The following is a 24377-nucleotide window of genomic DNA, read 5'->3' on the forward strand; positions in this document are numbered from 1 at the left end:
GGTGCGTCCAACGCACCGAACGCCACATTGGGGCGCATGAGAGCCGGGTCAGCGGGGCTGGTGCGCGCCGCAGGAATCGCGGACGACCAGTTTCGTCGGCAGCAGCACCGGTTCCGGGGTTGTCGCGTTCTCGAGCATCGCCAGCAGCGCCCCCGCCGCCGCGGTGCCGAAGCCCGGTTTGTCCTGGGCCACCGTCGTCAGGGCCGGGTCGACCAGGGACGCCACCTCGATGTCGTCGAAGCCGACCACGGCCAAGTCCGCCGGCACCCTCAGCCCGGCCGCGCGGGCCGCCAGGAGGGCGCCCACTGCCATCTCGTCGCTGGCCGCGAACACCGCCGTCGGCGGCTCCTTGCGGGCCAGCAGCCGGCGCATGCCGACGAAGCCGCTCTCGCGGTAGAAGTCCCCTCCGACCACGAGATCCTCCGATACCGGGAGGCCGGCTTCGGCCAGCCCGCGCCGGTAGCCTTCGGTGCGCGCGGTCGCCGGTGCGTTGCCGCGGGGGCCGGTGATCGTCGCGATCCGGCGGTGGCCGAGGGCGGCCAGGTGGCGGACCGCTTCCGCCGCGCCACCGGCGTTGTCCGACGTGACGTGCGTGGCCCGCGGCCCGGACAGGGCGACGTCCAGCGCGACGCACGGCAGCCCGGACTGGGCGAACGCGGTGAACGCGTCGGCGTCGGTCCCGCTGTCGATGAGCACCAGCCCGGCCAGGTGGTGGCGGCGGGTCATGCTCACGTAGCCGATCGGGTCGGCCAGCGACACGCCCGGGTGGCGGTCGCGGGCGTCGTCGCTCGTCGCGAGCAGCAGCAGGTGGTAGCCGTGCGAGCTCAGCGCGGATTTGAGGCCCAGCAACAGGTCCTGCAGGAACGGGTGCCGCCAGCCGGGCCGCCGGTGGTCGGTGTCCCAGACCAGCCCGACCATCGCCGACTGCTGCCGCGACAGCGCGCGCGCCGACTCGTTCGGCGAGAAATCGAGGTCCCGTGCCACGCGTTCGACGCGTTCGCGCGTGGTCGCGCTGACCGTGGCCGGGCGGTTGAACACCCGCGACACGGTGGCGACGGAAACCCCGCAGAGCTGCGCGACTTCGCGGGCAGTGACCATGTCGATCTCCGTTCTTGTAACCGGTTACATCTCTAGCACACGACCTCTGACAGCGTAAACGCCAGCCTCGGTTATCATTTCGTTACTTGACGAAAGGGTGTTGGGAGCGCTCTCATGGGTCCCGCGTTTTCCGACCGGCCCGCAGAACAACGGAGATCTCATGCGCCCGAAAACGAGAAACCGCCGGATCCGCCTGCTCGCCGGGGTGGGTGCCGCCCTGGTCGCGCTCACCGCGGTGAGCGCGTGCGGCGACAGCGGCGCCGCCGGCGGCAAGGTCAAGCTGAGCCTCGGCCTGTTCGGCAACTTCGGCTACACCGACCTGATCAAGGAGTACCAGGCGGCGCACCCGGACATCGAGATCACCGAGCGGACCGCCGCCTACTCCGACCACCACAAGAACCTCGCCGCGCACCTGGCCACCGGCGCCGGCGCCGCGGACGTCGAGGCCATCGACACCGGGTACGTCGCCCAGTTCAAGGCGACGCCGGACAAGTTCGTCGACCTCAACACCGTCGGCGGGGACAAGCTCAAGGACCGTTGGCTCGGCTGGAAGTGGGCCGCGTCGCTGGGCAAGGGCGGGCAGCAGATCGGTTACGGCACCGACGTCGGCGGCCTGGCCATCTGCTACCGCCGTGACATGTTCAAGACCGCCGGGCTCCCCGAGGACCGCGACGCCGTCTCCGCGCTCTGGCCCACCTGGCAGGCGTTCTTCGAGACGGGCAAGCGCTTCCAGGCCCAGGCACCCCAGGGTGTCAAGTTCATGGACGGCGGCCCGACCGTGCTCAACGCGATCGTCGGCCAGGCGCCGCAGGGCTACTACGACCAGAACGACCAGATCATCGTGGGCAGCAACCCGGCGCTGCGCCAGGGCTGGGACCTCGTGGTCGACGCGGTCAAGGCGAACCTGAGCGCCGGCCTGCTCTACAGCACGCCGCAGTGGAACACCGGTTTCACGCAGGGCCAGTTCGCCACCGTCACCTGCCCGGCGTGGATGATGACCAAGATCAAGGACCAGGCGCCGGACACCGCGGGCAAGTGGGACGTCGCGGCCGTGCCGGGGGGCGGCGGCAACTGGGGCGGCTCGTACCTGACCGTGCCCAAGCAGGGCAAGCACACCAAGGAAGCGGCCGAGCTCGCCGCCTGGCTGACCGCGCCCGAGCAGCAGGCGAAGGTCTTCACCAGCAAGGGGCTGCTGCCCTCGGCGCCGTCGCTGTACGACGACCCGAAGATCACCGGTTACACCAACCCGTTCTTCAACAACGCTCCGGTGGGCAAGGTTTTCACCGACGCGGCGAAGAAGCTGAACCCGCAGTACCAGGGCCCGAAGGCCGGTGACGTGCAGACCGAATTCGGCAACGCGATGCAGCGCGTCGAGCAGGGCAAGCAGGACGGCCCGGCGGCGTGGCAGCAGCTGGTCGGTGACGTCGCGAAGATCAAGTAATGGCACTCACCTTCGCCGAGCGGCGGCAGAAGTGGGACGTCAAGCTGTCGCCGTTCGGCTTCATCAGCCCGTACTTCCTCATCTTCGGCGTCTTCGGGCTGTTCCCGCTGGTGTACACGGCGGTCGTGTCGCTGCAGAAGCGGAACCTCATCGACGCCGAGGGTGCGCAGTTCATCGGGTTCGGCAACTACGAGCAGCTGCTGTTCCACGACCCGTACTTCTGGAACTCGATGGGGAACACGGTCAGCCTGTGGCTGCTGACCACGATCCCGCAGATCCTGTTCGCGCTGGGCATCGCGCACCTGCTCAACCGGCGGCTGCGCGGGCGGATGTTCTTCCGGATGGGGATGATCCTGCCGAACATCACCTCGGTGGCGGCGGTGACGATCATCTTCGCGCAGCTGTTCGGCCGGGACTTCGGCCTGGTCAACTGGGTGCTGAGCTGGTTCGGCGCCGGGCAGATCGACTGGCAGGCCGGCACGGCCAGCTCGCACACGGCCATCGCGGCGATGGTCGTGTGGCGCTGGACCGGCTACCACGCGCTGATCTTCCTGGCGTCGATGCAGGCGATCCCGTCGAGCATGTACGAGGCCGCCACCCTCGACGGGGCCAAGGGGTGGCAGCAGTTCTGGCGGATCACCGTGCCGCTGCTGCGGCCGCAGATCATCTTCTCGACGGTGATCGCGACGACCGGGAACATGCGGCTGCTGGCCGAGCCGCTGCTGTTCAACCCGGGCACGGCGGCCGCCACCGGCGGCTCGGACCGGCAGTTCCAGACCGCCGCGCTCTACCTCTACGAACAGGGCTTCGCCAAGTACGACTTCGGCTACAGCTCGGCGATCGCGCTGATCCTGGCCGTGGCCACGATGCTCGTCGCGGGCCTGTCGTACCTGGTGACCCGGCGGATATCGACGGACTGAGGAGCGACATGACCACCGTGCTGACCCCGGCGGCCCCCGCGCCGCCGGCCGCCTCCCCCGGGCGGCTGCGGCGGATCTCCCGGCGGGTCGCGAGCCCGTGGACCTACGCCGCGCTGATCGCGATCCTGGCCGGCTCGGCGTTCCCGGTCTACTGGTCGTTCGTCGTCTCCTCGCAGACGACGGAGGCGGTCGGGAAGGTGCCGCCGGTGCTGGTGCCGGGCGGGCACCTGTTCGAGAACATCGCCCGCGTCTTCGACGAGACGGACTTCGCGCTGGCGCTGGGCAACTCGCTCATCGTCGCGGGCACGATCACCGTGTCGGTGGTGCTGTTCTCGACGCTGGCCGGGTTCGCCTTCGCCAAGATGCGCTTCCGCGGGCGGACGGCGCTGCTGCTCGTCGTGGTCGCCACCCAGGCGATCCCGACCGAGCTCGGCGTCGTCCCGCTGTACATGATGATGGCCGACTTCGGGTGGGCCGGGCAGCTGCAGGCGGTGATCGTGCCCGGCCTGGTCACCGCGTTCGGCGTGTTCTTCATGCGCCAGTACTTCGAACGCGCGTTGCCGCTGGAGCTGCTGGAGGCCGGCCGGATGGACGGCTGCGGCTCGCTGCGGCTGTTCTGGCACGTGGCCCTGCCGGCCGCCCGCCCGGCCGCGGCGGTGCTCGGGCTGTTCACCTTCATGCAGGCCTGGAACGACTTCTTCTGGCCGCTGGTGGTGCTGGTGCCGGAGAACCCGACCGTCCAAACCGCACTGTCCACTCTGGCCAGCGGCTACACCACCGACTACACGCTCGTGCTCACCGCCGCCACCATCGGCACCGTCCCCGTCCTGATCGTGTTCCTGCTGTTCGGCCGCCAGATCGTCGGCGGCATCATGCAGGGCGCGCTCAAGGGCTGACCCTCCGGAGTTGACCGTGACCAGCAGTTTCCCGCCCGCCTTCCGCTGGGGCGTAGCGACCTCGGCGTTCCAGATCGAGGGCGCCACGACCGCCGACGGCCGTGGACCGTCCATCTGGGACACGTTCGCGGCGGTCCCCGGCGCGGTGGCCGGCGGCCACACCGGCGAACCGGCGGCCGACCACTACCACCGCTGGGAGGCGGACCTCGACCTGCTCGCCGGACTGGGCGTCGACAGCTACCGGTTTTCGGTGTCCTGGCCGCGGATCCAGCCGTCCGGCCGGGGTGCGCCGGAACGCCGGGGCCTGGCCTTCTACCGGCGGCTGGTGGAAGGCCTGCGGGAGCGGGGGATCGAGCCGTTCCTGACGCTCTACCACTGGGACCTGCCCCAGGCCCTGGAGGACGAGGGTGGCTGGCGGTCGCGCGACACGGCGTACCGGTTCGCCGAGTACGCGGCGCTGGTGCACCAGGAACTGGGCGACGTCGTCGACTTCTGGACGACGCTGAACGAGCCGTACCCGTGCGCGGTGGCCGGGTACGGCGAAGGCCGCCACGCGCCGGGGGCGCGGGAGGGACACGGCGCGCTGGCGGCCGCCCACCACCTGCTGCTCGGCCACGGCCTGGCGGTCCGGGCGATGTGCGAGCGGGCGGCGCTGCCCCACCAGTTCGGCATCGTCCTCAATCAGTCACCCGCGGTCCCGGTGACGGACTCGCCGGCGGACACGGCGGCGGCGGCGCGTCAGGACACGTTGCTGCGCAGGCAGTTCACCGACCCGTTGTTCGGCGGCCGCTACGCCCCGGGCCTGTCGGCGATGTTCGACGGCGTCTCGGACTTCTCGTTCCGCCGGGAAGAGGACCTGGAGATCATCGCGGCGCCCCTGGACTACCTGGGCGTGAACTACTACTACCGCGTGCACGTGGCGGACGCCCCCCACCGCGAGCCGGACCCGGCACTGCGAACGGTGGCGGACATCGGCGTGGACACCACGCGCCTGCCGGACGTCCCGCGCACGGGCATGGGCTGGCCGGTCGAGCCGGAGGGCCTGACGGAAGCTTTGGTCGGCCTGCACAACCGGTACCCCGGCCTGCCGCCGGTATACGTGACGGAGAACGGGTGCGTGTACGCGGACCGGAGCGATTTCGCGGACTACGAGCGCATCAGCTTCTTGAACGAGCACATCGAGGCGGCCCGCACCGCGGCGGCGGCGGGGGTGGACCTGCGCGGGTACTTCTGCTGGTCGCTGCTGGACAACTTCGAGTGGGCCCACGGCTACAAGCACCGGTTCGGCTTGGTCCACGTGGACTACGAGACCCAGCAGCGCTCGCCGAGGTCGAGTTACCGCTGGTACCGCGACTTCATCGCGGCCCAGCGGTCCCTCGGGTGACTACTTCTTGTACAGGCCCTCGATGTCGTTCGCGTAGTTCTTCGAAACCACGTTCCGCTTCAGCTTCAGGCTCGGCGTGATCTCGCCACCGGCCTCGGTGAAGTCGTTCGCCAGCACGGTGAACTTCTTGATCGCCTCGGCCTTGGACACCGACTTGTTCGCCTCGTCCACCGCGGCCTGGATCTCCGCGAGGAGGTCCGGGTCCGCGGCGAGGTCCGCCACCGAAGCGCCGGCCGGCTTGCCGTGCTGGGACTTCCACGACGGGAAGTACTCCTCGTCCACCGTGACCAGGGCCGCGATGAACGGGCGCTGGTCGCCGACCACCATGGCCTGGCTGACCAGCGGGCACGCCTTGATCGTGTCCTCGAGGCCGGACGGGGCGACGTTCTTGCCGCCCGCCGTCACGATGATCTCCTTCTTGCGGCCGGTGATCTTCAGGAACCCGTCCGCGTCCAGCTCGCCCAGGTCGCCGGTGTGGAACCAGCCGTCGGTGAGCGCTTCCTTCGTCGCCTGCGGGTTGTTGTAGTACGCCCGGAACACGACGTCGCCCTTGAGCAGCACCTCACCGTCGCCGGCGATGCGGACCGACGTGCCGTTGACCGGCTTGCCGACCGTGCCCACGCGGAACGCCGTCTGCGTGTTGACGTTCGCCGCCGCGGACGTCTCGGTCAGGCCGTAGCCCTCGAACACCGGGACGCCGATGCCGCGGAAGAAGTGCGCCAGGCGCGCTCCCAGCGGGGCGCCGCCGGACACCGCCGCCACACAACGGCCGCCGAGGGCCGCGCGCAGCTTGCCGTAGACCAGCTTGTCGAACGCCAGGTGCTTCAGCCTGAGGCCCAGCCCCGCGCCGCCCTTGTCCTGCGCCTCGCTGTAGGCGACCGCGGTGGCCTCGGCGGCGTCGAAGATCTTGCCCTTGCCCTCGCTGTGCGCCTTCTGCTTCGCCGAGTTGTAGACCTTCTCGAACACGCGCGGCACGGCGACGACGAACGTCGGCCGGAACGTGCCTAGGTCGGCGACCAGGTTCTTGACGTCCGGGGTGTGCCCGAGGGTGACCCGGGCGGTCAGCGCGGTGACGGCGATCGCGCGGGCCAGCACGTGCGCCAGCGGCAGGAAGCACAGCAGCGAGTTGCCCTGCTCCATCAGCTGCGGGAACGCCTCGATGTCGGCGCGGATCTCGGCCAGCAGGTTGCGGTGGGTCAGCTCGACGCCCTTGGGGCGGCCGGTGGTGCCCGAGGTGTAGACGATGGTGGCGAGCTCGTCCGCGGACACCTCGCGGCGCCGGTCGTGCAGCTCGTCGTCCGAGAGCGACGCGCCCAGGGCCGACAGCTCTTCGACGGCGGGGGAGTCACCCTCGATCTGCCAGGTGCCGGCCAGCTCGGTGAGCCGGTCCCGGACCTCGTCGACCGCCGCGGCGTGGGCGTTCGTCTCGACGAAGACGCCCTTCGCGGCCGAGTCGGAAAGGATCCAGTGCACCTGCTCCGGGGAGGACGTGTCGTAGATCGGCACGGTGACCGCGCCGGCCGCCCAGATCGCGAAGTCGATCAGCGTCCACTCGTAGCGGGTCTTCGACATGATCGCGACGCGGTCGCCGCGGCCGATCCCGGCCTTGGCCATGCCCTTCGCCACGGCCAGCACCTCGGCCGCGAACTCCTTGGCGGTCACGTCCAGCCAGCTGCCCTCGACCTGGCGGCGGAAGCTCACCACGTCGGAGAACCGCTCGGCGTTCGCCCAGACGACGTCGGACATGTTTTCGTCGTCGGCCACCGGCTTGCCGGCGGGAGCGCTGTATTCGCGCACGTGGACCTCCGTGTTCAACGCGTGCGGCAGGTGACACCGCTGTTACCCGCCAGTCAACTTAGCGTGGTGAGCACCTTAAGACCATGCTGATCGCCGCCGCGAGGCGAGGCCGTGACATTCTTCGCACGTGAACGCGCCACCCTCACTCGACATCGTCGACGAGACGTTCCTCGCCGTTCCGCCGGCCACCGTGGCCGCGGTCTTCGCCGAGCCGGCCTCCTGGCGGCGCTACTGGCCCGACCTGGTCCTCGAGGTCTACACCGACCGGGGGGACAAGGGCCTGCGCTGGACCGTGACGGGTGCCCTCGTCGGTACCATGGAGGTCTGGCTCGAGCCGGTGCTCGACGGCACCCTGCTGCACTACTTCCTGCGGGCGACCCCCGCCGACGCGGCCGGGGCGCCCCGTGCGCTGGCGCCGCGCGACCTGCGTCGGGAGTTCGACCGGCGGGCCCGCGCGGCCAAGGCGATCGCGCTCGGGCTCAAGGAGATCCTGGAGGACGGGCGCGAGCCCGGCGTCCCTCCGCGCGGCGAGAACTAGGGGAGCACGGGTGCGGGTACACGTCGTCTCGGACGTGCACGGCAACGCCGACGCGCTCAAGCGCGCCGGGGACGGGGCCGACGCCCTGGTCGTGCTCGGCGACCTGATCGACTTCGTCGACTACCACGACCACGAAAAGGGCATCATGGGTGCCCTGTTCGGCGCGGAGAAGGTCGGCGAGTTCGCCCGCCTGCGCCGCGAGGGCACCCGTGACGAAACCGTTGCCTTCTCGCGCACGCTCTGGGCGACCCTCGACGACCCGGCCGCCGCGGTCGACGAAGCCGTCCGCGCCCAGTACGCGACGCTGTTCGCGGCGATGACCGCGCCCACCTACGCCACCCCCGGCAACGTCGACACCCCGGCGCTGTGGCCGGAGTTCACCGGCGAGGGCGTGCACGTGCTCGACGGCGAGGTGGCGGAGATCGGCGGCCTGCGGTTCGGGTTCGTCGGCGGCGCGCTGCTGCCCGACGGCGTCGTCCCGCGGCCCCGCAAGGGCGCCGCCTGGCGCCCCTACCTGCGGGTTCGCGAGGACTACGACGCGAGTGTCGCCGCGCTCACCGACGTCGACGTCCTCTGCACGCACGGCCCGCCGGCCCTGCCGGAGCTGACCTACGACGTCGTGGCGCGCCGCAGCGAGATCGGCTCGACGGCGCTGCTGGCGCTGATCCGGGCCCAGCGGCCGCGCTGGTCGGTGTTCGGGCACGTGCACCAGCCCCTGGCCGCCCGCGCCCGGGTCGGCCTGACCGAGTGCCGTAACGTGGGTCACTTCAAGGAGACCGGGCAGCCCTACGTGCTGCGCTGGTGACCAACCGCGGCGGCTACGCTTCGACCCATGGCCGAGCAGTCCACACAGTCCATCGAGGTCGACGCCGAGCCCAGCCGGGTGATGGCCGTGATCGCCGACTTCCCCGCGTACCCGGAATGGGCCAAGGCCGTCCGGCAGACCGAGGTCCTCGACACCGACGGCGAGGGCCGGGCCAAGCAGGTCAAGCTGACCTTGGACGCGGGCCCGATCAAGGACGTCTACACCCTCGAGTACGACTGGGACGATGACGGCCTGGGCGTCAGCTGGCACCTGGTCAAGGGCCAGATGCAGAAGGCACAGAACGGCCGCTACGCGCTGGCCGACCTCGGCGGCCGGACGCGGGTCACCTACACGCTGTCGGTCGAACTGGCGCTGCCGATGATCGGCCTGCTGCGCCGCAAGGCCGAGAAGATGGTCATGGACACCGCGCTGAAGGAGCTCAAGAAGCGGGCCGAGGGCTAGCGTGCGGATCCTGCTGTGCACCGGCAAGGGGGGTGTCGGGAAGACCACGCTGGCCGCGGCCACCGGCGCCGCCCTCGCCGCCCGCGGCAGGAAGACCCTCGTCGTGTCCACCGACCCGGCGCACTCGCTGGGCGACGCCTTCGGCAGCCCGCTCGGCGCCGAACCGTCCGAAGTGGACTCGCTGCTGTCCGGCGTGCAGGTCGATTCGCGCACGTTGGTGGACGCCACCTGGGAAGGGTTGCGCGGCGAGCTGCGGGCGGTACTGGCCGGCGCGGGGCTCGACACGCTGGACGCCGAAGAGCTCACCGTGCTGCCCGGGGTCGACGAGCTGCTCGCCCTCACCGAGGTCCGGCGGCTGGCCGAGGACGGGCCGTGGGAGACCGTCGTCGTCGACTGCGGGCCGACGGCCGAGACGCTGCGGCTGCTCGCCCTGCCCGAAGCCGTCTCCGGCTACCTGACCCGCGTGTTCGGCCGCCGCGTCAGCGAGCCGATCCGCCGCCTCGGCGCCCACCTCGACGGCCTGCGCGCCCTGCTCACCGACCCGTCGGTGACGACCGTCCGGCTGGTCCTCACGCCCGAGCGGGTGGTCGTCGCCGAGGCGCGGCGCACGCTCAGCTCCCTGGCCCTGCGCGGCATCGCCGTCGACGGCCTGATCGCCAACCGGCTGATGCCGGCGCCCGGCCTCTGGCGCGGTGGCGCCGCGTCCTGGCTGCGCACGCGCCGGACGCAGCAGGACGCCGTGCTCGCCGAGCTCGCCGCGGCCGGGATCGCGCCGATCGCCCGCGTGGAGCACCGCGCCGTCGAGCCGGTCGGGCTGCCCGCGCTACTGGAGATCGCCGCCGAGCTCTACCGCGGCGAAGACCCCCTCGCGGGCAACGGCACGCCCGTCACCCCGCTGCTGCGCGTGCGGCCCGCCGCCGGCGGCTACACCCTGCGCGTCGCGATCCCGCTCGCGCGGGACGCCGAGGTCGACCTCGCCCGCGTCGACGACGACCTGGCGATCACCGTGGACGGCTTCCGCAGGCTCATCGCCCTGCCGGAGCCGCTGCGGCCGTGCCGGATCACCGGCGCGGAATCCGACGCCGACGGCCTGGTCGTGCACCTGGCCGGGAACCGGGGACGCGGGTGAGCGAAGAGGAACACGGGCCGCGGCTGGCGGAGGAGATCCGCCTGCTCGCCGAGATGGTCGCGGAGAAGGCGGCGCCGTGGCTCGAAGGGGTGCTCGCGGCCGGCCACGGCGGGTTTCCAGGTGGCGGAGCCCCCGGCCCCGGTGATCACGCAACCCCTGACGAGGCGAAACCGGACGGTTCGGCGTGCGGCTGGTGCCCGCTGTGTGCGATCGTCGCGGTGGTGCGGGGGGAACGGCCCGAGCTGGTCGCGCGGCTGGCCGAGCAGCTCGCGCAGCTGGTCGCCCTGCTGCGTGCGGTGCTCGCGGACCGCTGGGAGCCGCAAGAAGGCGTGCACATGCCCGGGTTCCGGCCCGCGCCGCGGCCCGCGGACCCGCGGACCTCGCCGCGGGTGCAGCACATCGCCGTCCGCCGGCGCGACGAGTGGGAGAGCTGAGTGCGGACGATAGGGGTGGACGTCGGCGGGACGAGCATCCGGGCCGGCGTGGTGGACGAACGCGGCTCCCTGCTCGACACGGCCAGGGTCGCGACGCCGACCGAAGAAGGTGCCCTGGAGGACGCCATCGCCGGCGTCGTCGAGGACCTGCGCAACCGTCACGACGTGGCCGGGGTCGGGCTGGCGGTGGCCGGGTTCGTGGCCCGCGACCGCCGATCGGTGATGTTCGCGCCGCACCTGGCGTGGCGCGGCGCTCCGGTGGCGGACCGGATCGAAAAGCGCGTCGGCCTGCCGGTGCTGCTGGAGCACGACGTCAATTCGGCGATCGTGGGCGAGCACCGCTTCGGCGCGGCCCGCGGTGCCCAGGTGGCGGCCCTGGTGGCGCTGGGAACGGGCATCGGCGCGGGGTTGTTGCTGGACGGCAAGCTGTACCGGGGCGCGTACGGCGTGGCGCCGGAGCTGGGCCACCTGACGGTGGTCCGCGGCGGGCGGCCGTGCCCGTGCGGCAAGTACGGCTGCTGGGAGCGGTACTGCAGCGGAACGGCCCTGGCGGCGACGGCGGTGGAGCTGCTGGCCCGGCACCCGGGCCGCTCGACGGTGCTGGCCCCCCAGGTGGCGGGCGACCCGGGTTCGGTGACGGGCCGCCGGGTGGCCGGGGCGGCCCGCGACGGCGACCCGATCGCCCAGCTGGCGATGGCCGAGCTGGCCAAGTGGCTCGGCGAGGGCCTGGCCCTGGTGGCGGACGTGTTCGACCCGGAGATCATCGTGATCGGCGGGGGAGTGTCGGAGTCGGCACCGTTGTTCCTGGACGAGGCCCGCGAGCACTACGCGGGCACGATCACGGGGGCCCGGCACCGCCCGCTGGCCCGCATCAGGACGGCCCACCTGGGCGACGACACGGCGATCGTCGGAGCGGCCGCGCTGGCCCTGGAGGCGGCGAAGACCCCGGTCTGATCTTGTGGACGGCGGTCGCGCTGGGCGCTCCGATCACGCGGAACTGTCGGTGGTCCCCGGTAGCGTGGAAGTCGGGGGGCGGGCCCCGCGGGGATGGCGCGGCAGCATGACGTGGCGGGCGGTGCGCTCGATCAGCGGGCGATCGCGACCGGTCGTGCTCAGGCCGGGCGGCCCGCTCTTGGGCGGCGTGGGGCTGGTCGGTCCCGCCGCGGTACAACGCCCGGATGATCGTCGGCACCGAACCCCTGGAGGGGGTGGCGGGCCCGTGTCACCCGCCCCCCGATCGGGTACCCGGTAGCCGACCCGGGGAGGGAGCGCGCATGCCGGCGGACGTGTGGATCGGGATCGGAGGCGCGGCCCTGATGGCGGCCGGTGTCCTGCTGCGGCGGAAGGTGCGCGGCCGGCGGACGAACCTGCTCCCAGCCGGGCTCGTGATCTTCGGCTGGATGCTGGTCGGGCAGTTCCTGATCAAGCCCCTCGTGCCGACTCCGGTCGTGGCCGGGATCCTCCTCGGCGGCCTCAGCCTCGGCATCCTCCTGACCGCGGTCATCGGCAGCCGCGCTCACTCCTCCGGGAAGTCCCCCGACGGCACCAGCCCCTCGGCGAACGCGCGGAACGTCGGCGCCAGCGCCAGCTCCGACGCCAGCTCCACGTCGAACCACGTCACCGACGGCTCCGACGACCGGCGGTAGTCCAGGGCGATCCACGTGTGCCCGTCGCCGGACAGCACCACCACCCGCTTCGGGAGGTCCCACTCGGTGCTCAGGTACGGCGAGTCCAGGATCGACAACCGCCCGCCGACGCCGAGCAGGTGGTCGAACGGCACGTGCGTCCCGCTGTACGACGTCGGCTCGCTCGTCGGGAAGGCGTCGAACGCGGCCGCCACCGTGCCGCCGTTGCGCAGGCCCAGCAGCTCGCCGAGCTCGAGGGGCAGCCGGACCCCCAGCTCGCGGCCGGCGTGGGCGAACGCGCGGGCGTCCAGGGGCTCGCCGGGGCTGGCGTCCCAGAAGGTGGGCTTGAGCTGATCGAACCGGGTCACGCCGGAGAGTGTGACAGGCTGGACCGGTGAGTCCCCCGTCCGCGAGCGTCTTCGTCCGCTGTGCCGGCGGGCACCTGCACTGGGGCCGCTACGGTGCCGCCGGGCTGCTGCTCGTCGACCCCGCCCGCGGCGTCCTCCTGCAGCGCCGCGCCTGGTGGGTGCACCACGGCCGCACCTGGGCGCTGCCCGGAGGCGCCATCGAAGCCGGCGAAACGGCCCGGACCGCCGCCGCGCGCGAAGCCTTCGAGGAGACCTCCGTCCCCGCCGAGGCCTTCCGCGCCGTCTCCGCCTCCGTCGTCGACCACGGCGACTGGAGCTACACCACCGTCCTCGCCCTCGCCGACGGCGCCGAAGCGCGCGTCGCCAACACCGAAAGTGCGGAGGTGCGCTGGGTGGATCCCGACGACGTCCCCGGTTACCCGCTCCACCGCGACTTCGCCGCCGCCTGGCCGGACCTGCGCGACCGCGTCGGCCGCGAACTCGTCCTGGTCGTCGACGCCGCCAACGTCGTCGGCTCGCGCCCGGACGGCTGGTGGCGAGACCGGCACGGCGCCGCCGAGCGCCTCCGCGATCAGCTCGCCAAGCTCGCCGAAGCCGGCGTTCCCGACCCGGACGACGCGGCGGTGACCTGGTGGCCGCGCATCATCCTGGTCGTCGAAGGCCAGGCCAAGCACGTCACCGGCACCCCGGGGGTCGAGGTCGTCGCCGCGGACACCGACGGCGACTCGAAGATCGTCGAGGTCGTCGCCCAGCAGCAGGCGAACGTCCTGGTCGCGACGGCCGACCGCGAACTGAAACGGCGCGTCGAAGCGCTCGGCGCTTCGATCATGGGCCCCGGCACGCTCCGCAGGCAGCTCGACGAGCTCTAAACCCGCGCGATCCCGTCGCGCATCTCGGCGACGAGCGACGCCATCACGGCCTTCAGGCTGCCCTTGTGCTGCTCGGCGACCGCGCGCTGCCGCCGGTAGCTCGGCCCGTAGCGCAGGATCGTCTCGACGTCCCGCAGCTCGGCCACGCAGTCCAGCCGCCGCGCCACCGGCTCCAGCCGGTCCAGCAGGTCGGCGATGTCGTCGGTGACCAGCCGTTCGCGCCCGGCCGCGTCCAGGATGACGATCGCGTCCGTGCCGTAGCGGGCCGCGCGCCACTTGTTCTCCTGGACGTGCCACGGCGGCAGGGTCGGCAGGATCTCGCCATCCTCCAGGCGCTCGACGAAGTCGTCCACCAGGCACTGCGTCAGCGCCGCGATCGCGCCGACCTCCTCCAGCGTCGGCAGGCCGTCGCAGACGCGCATCTCGATCGTGCCGAGCTTCGGCGACGGCCGGATGTCCCAGCGGATCTCCGAGAAGTGGTCGATCACGCCGGTGGTGAACATGTCCTCGACGTAGCTCTCCAGCTCCGCCCACTTCCGGAACTGGAACGGCAGCCCGGCCGTCGGCAGCTGCTGGAACATCAGCGCCCGGTTCGACGCGTACCCGGTGTCCTCGGCACCCCAGTACGGCGACGACGCCGACAGTGCCTGCAGGTGCGGCGCGTAGTTGAGCAGCGCGTCCAGGACCGGCAGCACCTTCTCGCGGTGATCGACCCCGACGTGGATGTGGACGCCGTAGATCAGCATCTGCCGTCCCCACCACTGGGTCCGGTCGATCAGCTTGGCGTAGCGCTCCTTGTCGGTGACCTTTTGCTGGTACCAGTTCGAGAACGGGTGCGTCCCCGCCGAGAACATCTCGACGCCGAGCGGGTCGGCGACGCCGTGCACGACGTCGAGCGAGTCGGCCAGGTCGGCCTTGGCCTCGGCGATCGTGTCGCAGACCCCGGTGATGATCTCGATCGTGTTGAGCAGCAGCTCCTGCTTGATCTTCGGGTGCTCGTCCTGCCCGTCGGGCCGGACGGCCTCGAGGATCAGCTCGGCCACCGACGACAGCTCGCCGCTGCGGCGGTCGACCAGGCCGAGCTCCCATTCCGCGCCGACGGTCGATCGCCGCGAAGGACTGAACTCGATGTGCATCGCCGTCCGGGGGTCAGACCTGGGCGCCGTTGCTGGGATCCGCGCCGGGCGGCGGCCCCTGGCGCACGCGGAGCAGCAGCAGCGCGATCGCCGTCGCGAGCGCGAGGATGCCCAGCGGCGTCGCCACCGTCGGGCCGACGCCGATCGCGCCGGGCAGGATCAGCAGGAACAGCCCGGACAGGAACAGCAGCAGGATGAGGAACGCGCCCAGCTTCGGCCGGGGCAGCGGCGGCGGCTCCGGCGGGACGTAGTGCTCGTCGTCGCCGGCCGGGTCGTCGGAGAACATCGTGGTGTCCCACGACGTGCCCCCGGAGCGCCAGCCGGGCTCGGGCGGGCTGTCGGCGGCCGGCGGGTCGGCGGGCCGCTCGGGTGTCTTGCGCGACTCGGCTCCGGCGGCTCCCGTGGTGTCGGCCGTGTCCGCGGTGTCCTCTTCGGGGAGCCCGAACCCACCGGCGCGCAGGTCCGCGACGATCTCGGCGAACGTCGCGTCGACGTCCTCCGGCCCGTCCTTCCCCCGGCTCATGCGGTCTCCTCGGGCTGGGCGGCGTGCGCCTTCGCGAACTCGACGCTGCGGGTGAAGATCACTTCGGCGTCGTTGTCCTGCGTCGCCACGTGGTAGCTGTCCTCCAGCACGACCTCGGTGACGTCGGTGCTCGAGACGCCCCGGAGCACCAGCTGCGAGTTCACCGGCTCGACGACGTGGTCGACCGACGAGTGCAGCAGCAGCACCGGCTGCGTCACCTTGGCCAGATCGGCGCGCACGACCGCCCAGAGCTTCGCCAGGCTCGCCGCCGCGCGCACCGGCGTGCGCGGGTAGGCCAGCTCCGTCTCGCCCGGCTTCTTGATGTCGTTCGCGATCGCCGGCACCGACGGCACGATCCGGCCCAGCACCGGCAGCAGCTTCGTGTCCCACTTCAGCCGCGTCACCGACGGGTTGACCAGGACGATCCCGGCGATCCGGTCGCCGAACTCCTCGGCCAGGCGCAGGGTGAGCGTGCCGCCCATGGAGAGACCGCCGACGAAGACGGTCTTGCAGGTCGCGAGCAGCGCGAGGAGGGCCTCGCGGACGGCGCCGTACCAGTCCTCCCACGTCGTGCGGTTGAGGTCCGGCCAGCGGGTGCCGTGGCCCGGCAGCAGCGGGCAGCGCACCGTGAACCCGGCGCCGGCCAGGTGGTCACCCCAGGCCCGCATGCTCGCCGGAGTACCGGTGAACCCGTGGCAGAGCAGGAACCCGGTTTCGGCCGAACCGGTGTGGCCGAACGGTTCCGCGCCGGCGAGCACGCCCATGCGATCGCCTTCCGTGTGAGCGGTGCAGTCCGTCCATGCTCTCACGCCCGGCGGACCTTGTGGGGCTCCGCCCGGGCCCGGAATTCGCTGTGAGATCGATCGCTGCCGAAGTGGTAACCGGGTGGTCGGCGTTGTGCGGCGGCCGCCGGTGTTCGTAGGCTGTTCGTCTCGGGTGACAGGGGCTGCGGCTGCGATGGAGGACTGAGGCACCGGTGCTGTACTGGCTCATGAAGTGGGTGTTCCTCGGACCGCTGCTCAAGACGCTCTGGCCGACCAAGGTCGTCGGCGCGGAGAACATCCCCGAGACGGGCGGCGCGATCCTGGCCGGCAACCACCTGGCGGTCGCGGACTCGTTCTTCATGCCGCTGCGGGTCAAGCGCAAGGTGACCTTCCCGGCCAAGTCCGAGTACTTCACCGAGCCGGGCTTCAAGGGCACGCTCAAGAAGTGGTTCTTCACCGGCGTCGGCCAGTTCCCGATCGACCGGTCCGGCGGCAACGCCGCCCAGGCGGCGCTGGACACGGCGACCCGCCTGGTCCGCGAGGGGCACCTGCTCGGTATCTACCCGGAGGGCACCCGCTCCCCGGACGGCCGCCTGTACAAGGGCAAGACGGGCGTCGCCCGGATCGCCCTGGAGTCCGGCGGCGTCGTGGTCCCGGTGGCGATGATCGGCACGGACAAGGTCAACCCGATCGGCTCGAAGATGTGGTGGCCGCGACGGCTCGAGGTCCGGTTCGGCAAGCCCCTGGACTTCTCCCGGTACGAGGGGCTGGCGGGCGACCGGTTCATCGAGCGGTCGATCACGGACGAGATCATGTACGCCCTGATGGAGCTGTCGGGCCAGGAGTACGTCGACATCTACGCGGCCAAGGCGAAGGAGCTGCTGGCGGCGGAGGCGGCCGGGGTCAAGCCCGCGGTGCCCGCCCAGCCGTCCGCCCGCGACGCGGCCCGGGTGCCGGATTCCAAGGTCGGCTGACCCACTACTGTTCACCAGTGCGTTTTTTCTACGACACCGAGTTCATCGAAGACGGCGTGACGATCGATTTGGTGTCGATCGGGGTGGTCGACGAGCGGGGCCGCGAGTTCTACGCGGTCTCGACGGAGTTCGACCCTTCGAAGGCGGGGCCGTGGGTCCGGGACAACGTCCTGGACAAGCTCCCGTCCCCGGCCGACCGGGCCTGGCGAAGCCGGGAGAAGATCCGCGCGGACCTGCTGGAGTTCTTCGGCAAGCCGCCGGGCGGGATCGAGCTGTGGGCCTGGTTCGCGGCGTACGACCATGTGGCCCTGGCCCAGCTGTGGGGCCCGATGCCGGCGCTGCCCCGGCAGCTGCCGAGGTTCACGCGAGATCTGCGCCAGCGCTGGGAGGACGCCGGAAAGCCGAAGCTCCCGGCAGCGCCGACCGACCAGCACGACGCCCTGGCGGACGCAAAGCACAACCTGGCCCGGTGGGAAGTCATCGAGAGCTACTTCCCACGCCGCTGACCCCGGCCGGCCGCGGAGGGCGGAGCTCGGGAAGGCGCGAAGCGCCTTTGCCGATTGCCTCACCGACCCGAACGGAACGCGGACGACCCAACCGGCACCCCACCCAGACCTGCCCCGCCACCCCGATCCGAAGCCAGCACGCGGACGGTGGTGCCGGGTCAAGGCACGCTTTCCCGCCTTGACGCGGTACCACCGGCCGTAGTGACAATTCAGGCTTCGGGGTGGTGGGCACCGCGCCAAGACAGCCTGACAACACCCCGGAACTGTCGGGGGTCCCCGGTAACGTAAAAACCGGGGGACCCCCAGGCCGGGGACCTCTCAGCGGCGCGCCCGCACCGCCGAGGCCAGCTCGTCCAGCAACCTCTCAGCGGCGCGCCCGCATCGCCGAGGCCAGCTCGTCCAGCAGCGGCGCCGTGTCGTCCCAGGCCAGGCAAGCGTCCGTGATCGACTGCCCGTAGGTCAGCTCCGAAGCCCGCCCCAGCGAAAGCTCCTGCCGCCCGCCCGCCAGGAAGCTCTCCATCATCAGCCCGGCGATCCCGCGCTCACCCGCGGCGAGCCGCGTCGCCAGCTCGGACACCACCGCACCCTGCCGCACGTGGTCCTTGCCGCTGTTGCCGTGCGACGCGTCGATGATCACCCGCTCCGGCAGGCCCGCCTTCGCCAGGCGCCCCAACGTGTCCGCGACCGTGGCCGCGTCGTAGTTCGGGCCGCCGTTGTGGCCGCGGAGGATCACGTGGCAGTCCGGGTTGCCCGATGTCGTCAGCAGCGCCGCCAAACCATCCGTGTTGATGCCCGGGAACACGTGGCTGGCCGCCGCCGCGCGGGTGGCGTCGATCGCCACCTGGACGTCGCCCTCCGTCGAGTTCTTGATGCCCACCGGCATCGACAGCGCGCTGCACAGCTGGCGGTGGACCTGGCTGGCCGCAGTCCGGGCGCCGATCGAACCCCAGGTCACGATGTCCGCGATGAACTGCGGCGTGATCGGGTCGAGGAACTCGCAGCCCACCGGCAGGCCCAGCGCCGAGACGTCGAGCAGCAGCTTGCGGGCCATCCGCAGGCCCTTGTTGACGGCGAACGTGCCGTCGAGGTCCGGGTCGTTGATCAGGCCCTTCCAGCCCAGCGTCGTGCGCGGCTTCTCGAAGTACACGCGCATCACGATGTGCAGCTCGCCGCGCAGCTCCTCGGCCTTCGCGGCCAGCCTGCGGGCGTAGTCGAGGGCCGCCTCGGGGTCGTGGACCGAGCACGGGCCGACCACGACCAGGAGCCGGTCGTCGCGGCCTTCGAGGATGTCGACCGTTTCGGCGCGGCCGTGGCGCACCACCTTCGCGACCGCGGCGTCGACCGGATGGTCTTCGCGCAGCAGCGCGGGCGAAATGAGCGGACTGATCGACGTGGTGCGCGCGGCGTCGAGGTCACCGATGGTGGCCGGTCCGGCGGAGAGCGTCATGGCGGGGGTGTTCCTTCCTGGTGGACACCGACCCGCGGGGGACTCGCCGAGCCGGTTGGAGATCCGGCTCGGGGTGGGAGGTCAGCGCAGGTTCACGCCGCCGCGCCCACCCGGGGCCGGCTTCGTAAACCAGAAATAGCGCTGCACGGGCTCAACGTAGCACAGCCGTCACCCGGACCGATCCGGCAGGTGGTAGGGGCTGCACCGATCAAGACGAGAGCCGCTACGCTGACGTCTGACGAAATGTGACTGTCATCTCCCGAGAACAGACGGAGGCTTCTCATGCGTGTCGGTGTGCTGACCGGCGGCGGCGACTGCCCGGGGCTCAACGCGGTGATCCGCGCGGTGGTGCGCAAGGGCATCGAGGTGCACGGCTGGGACTTCGTGGGCTTCCGCAACGGCTGGAACGGCCCGCTCACCGGCGACAGCCGCCCGCTGGGCCTGAACGACGTCGAGGACATCCTCACCCGCGGCGGCACCATCCTGCGGTCCTCGCGCACCAACCCGTACAAGGTCGACGGCGGCGTCGACAAGATCAAGCAGGTCCTCGCCGACCAGGGCGTCGACGCGCTGATCGCGATCGGTGGCGAGGACACCCTCGGCGTCGCGAAGCGGCTGACCGACGACGGCATCGGGGTCGTCGGTGTCCCCAAGACGATCGACAACGACCTGGGCGCCACCGACTACACCTTCGGCTTCGACACCGCGGTCTCCATCGCGACCGAGGCGATCGACCGGCTGCACACCACGGCCGAGTCGCACCACCGCGCGCTGGTCGTCGAGGTCATGGGCCGGCACGCCGGCTGGATCGCGCTGCACTCCGGCCTGGCCGGCGGCGCGAGCGTCATCCTGGTGCCGGAGAAGCACTTCAACGTCGACCAGGTCGTCTCCTGGGTCGAGCGCCGCTTCGAGAAGGAATTCGCGCCGATCATCGTCGTCGCCGAGGGCGCGCTGCCCGAGGGCGGCGAGGAGAAGCTGCTCACGGGCGAGAAGGACGCCTTCGGGCACGTCCGCCTCGGCGGCATCGGCACCTGGCTGGCCGACGAGATCGCCCACCGCACCGGCAAGGAGTCCCGCGCGGTGGTCCTGGGCCACGTCCAGCGCGGCGGCACCCCGACGGCTTACGACCGCGTCCTGGCGACGCGCTTCGGCCTCAACGCGGTCGACGCGGTCGCGGACGGCGACTTCGGCGTGATGGTCGCCCTCAAGGGCACGGACATCGTCCGCGTCAAGCTGTCCGAGGCGACGGCCGAGCTGAAGACGGTCCCGGTCGAGCGCTACCAGGAAGCCGAAGTCTTCTTCGGCTGAGTCGTCCGTGTCGAAGGGCCGCTCCGGGAACTCCCGGGGCGGCCCTTCGCGCGTTCAGGGCCGCTGCCGCACCGCGTCGACGATGGCCTGGCTCACCACCACCTCGGCCCCGGAGCCGAGGTAGGCGAAGGTGACCGGGTCGAACAGGAACTCGTCCTGGTTGCCGATGCCGTGCTCCGTCGTGCCGGCCCAGCCGAGGCCGAGGACGGTCCGGCCGGTGGCGTCCTTCGCGTCCGCGCGGGCGACCAGGCCGGGCACCTTCGCCACGGCCTCGTAGAGCGCGGCCCGCACCTCCGGGCGCAGGTAACCGCCGGCCAGGCCGACGACCTCGCGGCCGAGATCGTGCAGCGTGTCACCTTCGCCGTAGGTGCTCCGGTGCAGGTAGGCGAGCATGGCGTCGGCGTCCGTGGGCAGGTCCGCGGGGACGGCGGGGTGCGGCACGCACCGGTTCGTCACCGTCCTCCCGTGGCTCTCGTGCTGCACGCGCTTCCCGTCGCGGCAGCCTGCCAGCGAGGCTTCGTGGCCGTAGAGGAACTGCAGCCCGTCGTGGGTGCCGTCCACCGACGCCCACGTTTCGTTCGCCCGCCCGTCCGCCAGCCGTGTCTTCGTGTAGACGAACTGGTCCGGCCGCGGGACGACGTCCGGCAGGGCGCGCGCCTTCGCGGCCGCGGCGTGCAGGATGCGCACCGGCTCGGGCTCGGGCGCCGGCGAGACCGGGGGCCCGGCCGGAGTCAGGACGACGACGGCGGCCGCGGCCGCGGCGAGCCCGGCGGCCGTGACCCCGCTCCGGAACACCCACCGGTGCCGGGGACGAGCCGAGGCCGTGGCGGCGAGCAGTTCCGCCCGCTTCCGGGCCAGGCCTTCACGCCCCGGCAGCTCGGCGGGGCCGGCGAAGTCGCGCAGCAGCTGCATCTCATCCATGGTTCGAGACCTCCTCGGGTGCCAGCGCGGTGCGGACCTTCCGGCGGGCCCGGTTCAAGCGCGATCGGACGGTGCCGACCGGGATGCCCAGCGCGGTCGCGACCTCCTCATAGGTCAGGCCCTCCCAGGCGATCAGCAGCAGGACGTCGCGGTCCCCGCGGGCCAGCCCGGCCAGCGCGGCGGCCAGCCGGCCGTGCATCGCCTGGGCGGTCACGCGCTCGGCGACCCGGTCCGCGTGGCCGTCCTGCTCGGCGGGCGGCCCGAGAGCGGCGCGCAGCCGGTATTCGCGGGCCTCTTCCCGGCGGCGCTGGCCGACGAGGTTGGTGGCGATGCCGTAGAGCCACGGCCGCGCGCTCGGGAACGCCGGGTCGTAGCGGGCGCGCCCGCCGAACGCGATCAGGAACGTCTCGCCCATCAGGTCGTCGGCCGTCTGGCCGCCGAGCCGCCGGGCGAGGTAGCGGTGGATGTGCGGGGCGTGGCGGTCGAAGACCGCCGCGAACCGCTCGGGGTGCTCCAGCGACGCGGTGATGACATCCGCGTCCGCCCCGCCTTCACCTGGTGAACTCAAGGAACCGCCTGCCTGTCGTGAGGCCATCTGCCCCCGTTGTTGGCGGAACAGGCGATCCGGGTTCACGGCTAGATCCGGGCCAGCACGTCCAAGACCCCGCCCGCGGCGGCGATGTCGTCGGTGAGCGGCCGGTCGTCGAGACCGGGATCCAGCACTTCCGACGCCGCTTCGAAGGCGTCGCGGACCGGCAGCTCCACCAGGTCCGCCTCCCGCATCCGCAACGCCCGGACCGCCGCCACCAGCTCGCACGCCAGCACCTGCTGGTAGGCCGAACATGCCGCCGTCGCCGCGCGGGCCGCCTGCGTCGAGAAGCTCGCGTGGTCCTCGATGCCGCGGGAGACCACCGCCGTGCCGAGGGTGGCCGGCAGCGCCGCCTGGCGCAGCTCCGTCAGCGCGTCGTGCGCCACGTACTCCAGGATCATCACGCCCGAGCTGCCCGGCGGCCCGGCCGCCAGGAACGGCCGCAGCCCGGTGAACTCCGGCTCCACCAGGTCGCCGAGGCGCGCCACCGACAGCTCCGCCACCTGGTGCACGGTCGCCCGCGCCTGGTCCAGCGCCGTCGACACGTACGCCGTGTGGAAGTGCGCGTGGTGGTAGGCGTCGTTGTGGACCGTCGAGATCATCGGGTTCTCGGTGCTCGCGTTGATCTCGACGGCGAGGACGTCCCGCAGGTAGTGGATCGCGTCCAGTGCCGGGCCCTGCACCTGCGGAAACGCCCGCAACCCGAACGGGTCCTGGATCCGGCGACCCGGCTTCGGCGTCTGGTGCATGCCCAGCAGCCGCCGCATCTCGGCCGCGCAGGCGACCTGGCCCGCGTGCGGACGCGCTTCGTGCACCGGCGTCGCGTACGCCTCGGGGTTGCCGTCGAGGGCGACGTACGTCAGCGCCGCGACGGCGTGGCTCGCGCGGGTCAGCGTGTCCAGCCGCATCGCCGCGAGGGTCGCTTCGGCGAGCGTCGCGGCGTTGCTGCTCATGAACGCCAGCGCATCACCCGCCCGCACCGGGACCGGCGGCACGTGGCCGGTGACCCACGGCCGTTCGCCGGTGAGCGCCAGCGCCGCCTCGGCCAGCGGGGCCAGGTCGCCGGTGCCGATCGCGCCGAGCCGGTGCACCAGCGGCCGCGCGCCGGTGCGGACCGCTTCGGCCAGCGCGCCGATCAGGTCCGGGCTGATCCCGGACCGCCCGGAGAGCAGCTGGTTGAGCCGGATCAGCAGCATCGCCCGGACCTGGCCGGGCGGCATCTCGTCCCCGCTGCCGCCCGCGTGGCTGCGGAGCAGCCGCAGGCCGTGCGCCACCGAGCTCTCGACCGTGTCGTCCTTGTTGGCCCCGACGCCGGTGGTGCGGCCGTAGACCACCCGGCGCGTGCTCAGCTCTTCGGCGAGCTTCCACGCGTGCTCGGCCGCTCGCAGCGCGGCGATCGAGACGTCGATGCCCAACGGGCCCTCGGTGCGCGCCGCGGCCACCACGTCCGCGCACCGCAGGGTCCGGCCGTCCACCCGGATCAAGGCAGCCTCCTTCCGACTGCCCCTCACTATGCGGCTAGGACGACGGCGGCTGCCAGGGCGGTACCGGCCAGTCCCAGTGCGGGACCGGTTCGTGCAGGTTCGGTTCGGCGCCGGGCGCGGAGAAGATCACGGCCAGGCGGCTGCCCCACTCGAGGTAACCGGCGAACGCGGCCCGGAACTCGGGGTCGCCGGGCAGGCCGGCCTCGTCGGCCGCGTCGAGCAGCAGGGTCACCCACCGGCGGCGCTGCTCCTCGGTGATCCCGCGACCGAGGTGGCGGCCGATCATGTGGGCGTGCCCGCCGTGGCTCGCGGAGTACTCGGCCGGCCCGCCGAACACCTCGCCGAGCCAGACGGCGACGTGCTCGGCGTGGTGCGGGTCCATGTGCCGGAAGACCGGTTCGAGCAGCGGATCTTCGAGGACGTGGCCGTAGAAGATCGTCAACAGCTTCACGAGGGCTTCGTGGCCGCCTGCCCATTCGTAGAGGGTCGGCGTGGTTTTTGACACGATCACCCGGTCAGGCAACCAGTGGTTCCCCGGCCGGGCAACCACGTACTTTCCGGTGCGTAGGGGAGAGCGGGATGAAGCGGTACCACTGCGCGACGGAGCTGGCGGTCGACCTGATCGGCGGCAAGTGGAAGCCGGTGATCCTGGCCCACCTCAAGGAGGGCGCCCACCGCTACGGCGAACTCCGGCGCCGGATGCCCGCGGTCAGCGAGAAGATGCTGACCCAGCAGCTGCGCGAGCTGGCGGCGGACGGCCTCGTCCGCCGCGAGGAGTTCGACGGCCGGGTCCCACACGTCGAGTACCACCTGACGGCGGTGGGGGAGGAGCTGCGCCCGGCGCTGACCGCGCTGTACGAGTGGGGCGAGCGCCGCGCGGCCGAGCGCGGCATCACGTTCGACCCGGCCTGACCCAAGCGCCCCAATGTGGCGTTCGGTGCGTTGGACGCACCGAACGC

The 24377-nt window shown here is 72.0% G+C and carries 26 protein-coding genes; 15 read left to right on the top strand and 11 right to left on the bottom strand.

The window, feature by feature from the left end; all coding sequences use genetic code 11:
* Positions 1-48: 48 nt before the first annotated feature.
* A complete protein-coding gene (locus tag ACWEVN_RS30445; RefSeq protein WP_449687505.1) occupies positions 49-1098 on the bottom strand; it encodes a LacI family DNA-binding transcriptional regulator in 1050 nt (349 codons plus the stop codon).
* A 160-nt stretch (positions 1099-1258) separates the two neighbouring features.
* On the opposite strand from ACWEVN_RS30445, the gene ACWEVN_RS30450 reads away from it, so the two are divergent.
* From ACWEVN_RS30450 to ACWEVN_RS30465, 4 genes are read left to right on the top strand one after another with little or no spacing between them, the layout of a single operon-like run.
* A complete protein-coding gene (locus tag ACWEVN_RS30450) occupies positions 1259-2539 on the top strand; it encodes an ABC transporter substrate-binding protein (RefSeq protein WP_452053579.1) in 1281 nt (426 codons plus the stop codon).
* Positions 2539-3459 carry a carbohydrate ABC transporter permease gene (locus ACWEVN_RS30455; RefSeq protein ID WP_449687507.1) on the top strand — a complete coding sequence of 307 codons (921 nt, stop codon included), beginning with the start codon at positions 2539-2541 and terminating at the stop codon, positions 3457-3459. The genes ACWEVN_RS30450 and ACWEVN_RS30455 overlap by 1 nt, the downstream gene beginning before the upstream one ends.
* Positions 3460-3467: 8 nt before the next feature.
* The gene (locus tag ACWEVN_RS30460; protein WP_449687508.1) at positions 3468-4355 is read left to right on the top strand and encodes a carbohydrate ABC transporter permease; all 888 of its coding nucleotides are present in this window, start codon (positions 3468-3470) and stop codon (positions 4353-4355) included.
* Positions 4356-4371: 16 nt separating this feature from the next.
* Complete coding sequence (locus ACWEVN_RS30465; RefSeq protein ID WP_452053580.1) at positions 4372-5739, top strand: GH1 family beta-glucosidase; 1368 nt, start codon at positions 4372-4374, stop codon at positions 5737-5739.
* On the opposite strand, the gene ACWEVN_RS30470 is transcribed toward ACWEVN_RS30465, so the two are convergent.
* Positions 5740-7536, bottom strand: a complete 1797-nt coding sequence (locus ACWEVN_RS30470) for an AMP-dependent synthetase/ligase (RefSeq protein WP_449687510.1) — start codon at positions 7534-7536, stop codon at positions 5740-5742. It abuts the gene before it with no gap.
* A 127-nt stretch (positions 7537-7663) separates the two neighbouring features.
* Here ACWEVN_RS30470 and ACWEVN_RS30475 point away from each other — a divergent pair, with 127 nt between their 5' ends.
* Genes ACWEVN_RS30475 through ACWEVN_RS30500 form a run of 6 tightly spaced genes read left to right on the top strand, consistent with a single transcriptional unit; the run spans position 7664 to position 11858 of the window.
* Positions 7664-8074: a polyketide cyclase / dehydrase and lipid transport gene (locus ACWEVN_RS30475; protein WP_310976336.1), complete on the top strand. Its 411-nt coding sequence runs from the start codon at positions 7664-7666 to the stop codon at positions 8072-8074.
* 10 nt (positions 8075-8084) lie between these two features.
* Positions 8085-8879 carry a metallophosphoesterase family protein gene (locus ACWEVN_RS30480; RefSeq protein ID WP_452053581.1) on the top strand — a complete coding sequence of 265 codons (795 nt, stop codon included), beginning with the start codon at positions 8085-8087 and terminating at the stop codon, positions 8877-8879.
* A gap of 27 nt (positions 8880-8906) precedes the next feature.
* Positions 8907-9341: an SRPBCC family protein gene (locus ACWEVN_RS30485; RefSeq protein ID WP_310976334.1), complete on the top strand. Its 435-nt coding sequence runs from the start codon at positions 8907-8909 to the stop codon at positions 9339-9341.
* A gap of 1 nt (position 9342) precedes the next feature.
* Positions 9343-10470, top strand: a complete 1128-nt coding sequence (locus ACWEVN_RS30490) for an ArsA family ATPase (RefSeq protein WP_452053582.1) — start codon at positions 9343-9345, stop codon at positions 10468-10470.
* Positions 10467-10904, top strand: coding sequence for a hypothetical protein (locus ACWEVN_RS30495; RefSeq protein ID WP_452053583.1), 438 nt, complete (start codon positions 10467-10469; stop codon positions 10902-10904). The genes ACWEVN_RS30490 and ACWEVN_RS30495 overlap by 4 nt, the downstream gene beginning before the upstream one ends.
* A gap of 15 nt (positions 10905-10919) precedes the next feature.
* Positions 10920-11858, top strand: coding sequence for an ROK family protein (locus ACWEVN_RS30500; RefSeq protein ID WP_285993738.1), 939 nt, complete (start codon positions 10920-10922; stop codon positions 11856-11858).
* 562 nt (positions 11859-12420) lie between these two features.
* On the opposite strand, the gene ACWEVN_RS30505 is transcribed toward ACWEVN_RS30500, so the two are convergent.
* The gene (locus ACWEVN_RS30505; protein ID WP_452053584.1) at positions 12421-12897 is read right to left on the bottom strand and encodes an SMI1/KNR4 family protein; all 477 of its coding nucleotides are present in this window, start codon (positions 12895-12897) and stop codon (positions 12421-12423) included.
* A gap of 26 nt (positions 12898-12923) precedes the next feature.
* Here ACWEVN_RS30505 and ACWEVN_RS30510 point away from each other — a divergent pair, with 26 nt between their 5' ends.
* Positions 12924-13766 (top strand): NUDIX domain-containing protein, encoded by an 843-nt coding sequence (locus tag ACWEVN_RS30510; RefSeq protein ID WP_449678234.1) that lies wholly within the window; start codon positions 12924-12926, stop codon positions 13764-13766.
* Here ACWEVN_RS30510 and ACWEVN_RS30515 read toward each other — a convergent pair.
* Genes ACWEVN_RS30515 through ACWEVN_RS30525 form a run of 3 tightly spaced genes read right to left on the bottom strand, consistent with a single transcriptional unit; the run spans position 13763 to position 16189 of the window.
* Positions 13763-14902, bottom strand: a complete 1140-nt coding sequence (locus ACWEVN_RS30515) for a glutamate--cysteine ligase (protein WP_452053585.1) — start codon at positions 14900-14902, stop codon at positions 13763-13765. The two genes, ACWEVN_RS30510 and ACWEVN_RS30515, sit on opposite strands and share 4 nt — an antisense overlap.
* Before the next feature lie 13 nt (positions 14903-14915).
* Positions 14916-15425 carry a hypothetical protein gene (locus ACWEVN_RS30520; protein ID WP_452053586.1) on the bottom strand — a complete coding sequence of 170 codons (510 nt, stop codon included), beginning with the start codon at positions 15423-15425 and terminating at the stop codon, positions 14916-14918.
* Entirely contained in the window at positions 15422-16189 is a 768-nt protein-coding gene (locus ACWEVN_RS30525) for an alpha/beta hydrolase (RefSeq protein ID WP_449687517.1), read from the bottom strand. The genes ACWEVN_RS30520 and ACWEVN_RS30525 overlap by 4 nt, the downstream gene beginning before the upstream one ends.
* 212 nt (positions 16190-16401) lie before the next feature.
* Here ACWEVN_RS30525 and ACWEVN_RS30530 point away from each other — a divergent pair, with 212 nt between their 5' ends.
* Together ACWEVN_RS30530 and ACWEVN_RS30535 are read left to right on the top strand one after the other, a co-directional pair.
* Positions 16402-17163, top strand: coding sequence for a lysophospholipid acyltransferase family protein (locus ACWEVN_RS30530; protein ID WP_086845273.1), 762 nt, complete (start codon positions 16402-16404; stop codon positions 17161-17163).
* Between the two features lie 17 nt (positions 17164-17180).
* A complete protein-coding gene (locus ACWEVN_RS30535; protein ID WP_310976326.1) occupies positions 17181-17669 on the top strand; it encodes a polyadenylate-specific 3'-exoribonuclease AS in 489 nt (162 codons plus the stop codon).
* Positions 17670-18033: 364 nt separating this feature from the next.
* Here ACWEVN_RS30535 and ACWEVN_RS30540 read toward each other — a convergent pair whose 3' ends face one another.
* A complete protein-coding gene (locus ACWEVN_RS30540) occupies positions 18034-19116 on the bottom strand; it encodes a 3-deoxy-7-phosphoheptulonate synthase (RefSeq protein ID WP_452053587.1) in 1083 nt (360 codons plus the stop codon).
* Between the two features lie 282 nt (positions 19117-19398).
* Between ACWEVN_RS30540 and ACWEVN_RS30545 the strand changes: the two genes are divergently transcribed.
* A complete protein-coding gene (locus tag ACWEVN_RS30545) occupies positions 19399-20424 on the top strand; it encodes a 6-phosphofructokinase (protein WP_449687519.1) in 1026 nt (341 codons plus the stop codon).
* A gap of 54 nt (positions 20425-20478) precedes the next feature.
* Here the strand turns inward: ACWEVN_RS30545 and ACWEVN_RS30550 are convergent, their stop codons facing one another.
* The 4 genes from ACWEVN_RS30550 to ACWEVN_RS30565 all read right to left on the bottom strand — a co-directional run bounded on the left by ACWEVN_RS30550 (position 20479) and on the right by ACWEVN_RS30565 (position 23929).
* A complete protein-coding gene (locus tag ACWEVN_RS30550; RefSeq protein WP_449687520.1) occupies positions 20479-21345 on the bottom strand; it encodes a CU044_5270 family protein in 867 nt (288 codons plus the stop codon).
* A complete protein-coding gene (locus tag ACWEVN_RS30555; protein WP_452053588.1) occupies positions 21338-21913 on the bottom strand; it encodes an RNA polymerase sigma factor in 576 nt (191 codons plus the stop codon). The genes ACWEVN_RS30550 and ACWEVN_RS30555 overlap by 8 nt, the downstream gene beginning before the upstream one ends.
* Before the next feature lie 68 nt (positions 21914-21981).
* A complete protein-coding gene (locus ACWEVN_RS30560; protein WP_449678902.1) occupies positions 21982-23418 on the bottom strand; it encodes an aromatic amino acid ammonia-lyase in 1437 nt (478 codons plus the stop codon).
* 34 nt (positions 23419-23452) lie between these two features.
* Entirely contained in the window at positions 23453-23929 is a 477-nt protein-coding gene (locus ACWEVN_RS30565; RefSeq protein ID WP_452053589.1) for a group II truncated hemoglobin, read from the bottom strand.
* 68 nt (positions 23930-23997) lie between these two features.
* On the opposite strand from ACWEVN_RS30565, the gene ACWEVN_RS30570 reads away from it, so the two are divergent.
* Complete coding sequence (locus ACWEVN_RS30570; protein ID WP_449687523.1) at positions 23998-24330, top strand: winged helix-turn-helix transcriptional regulator; 333 nt, start codon at positions 23998-24000, stop codon at positions 24328-24330.
* Positions 24331-24377 lie beyond the last annotated feature (47 nt).

This window comes from Amycolatopsis sp. NPDC003861, assembly GCF_053605405.1.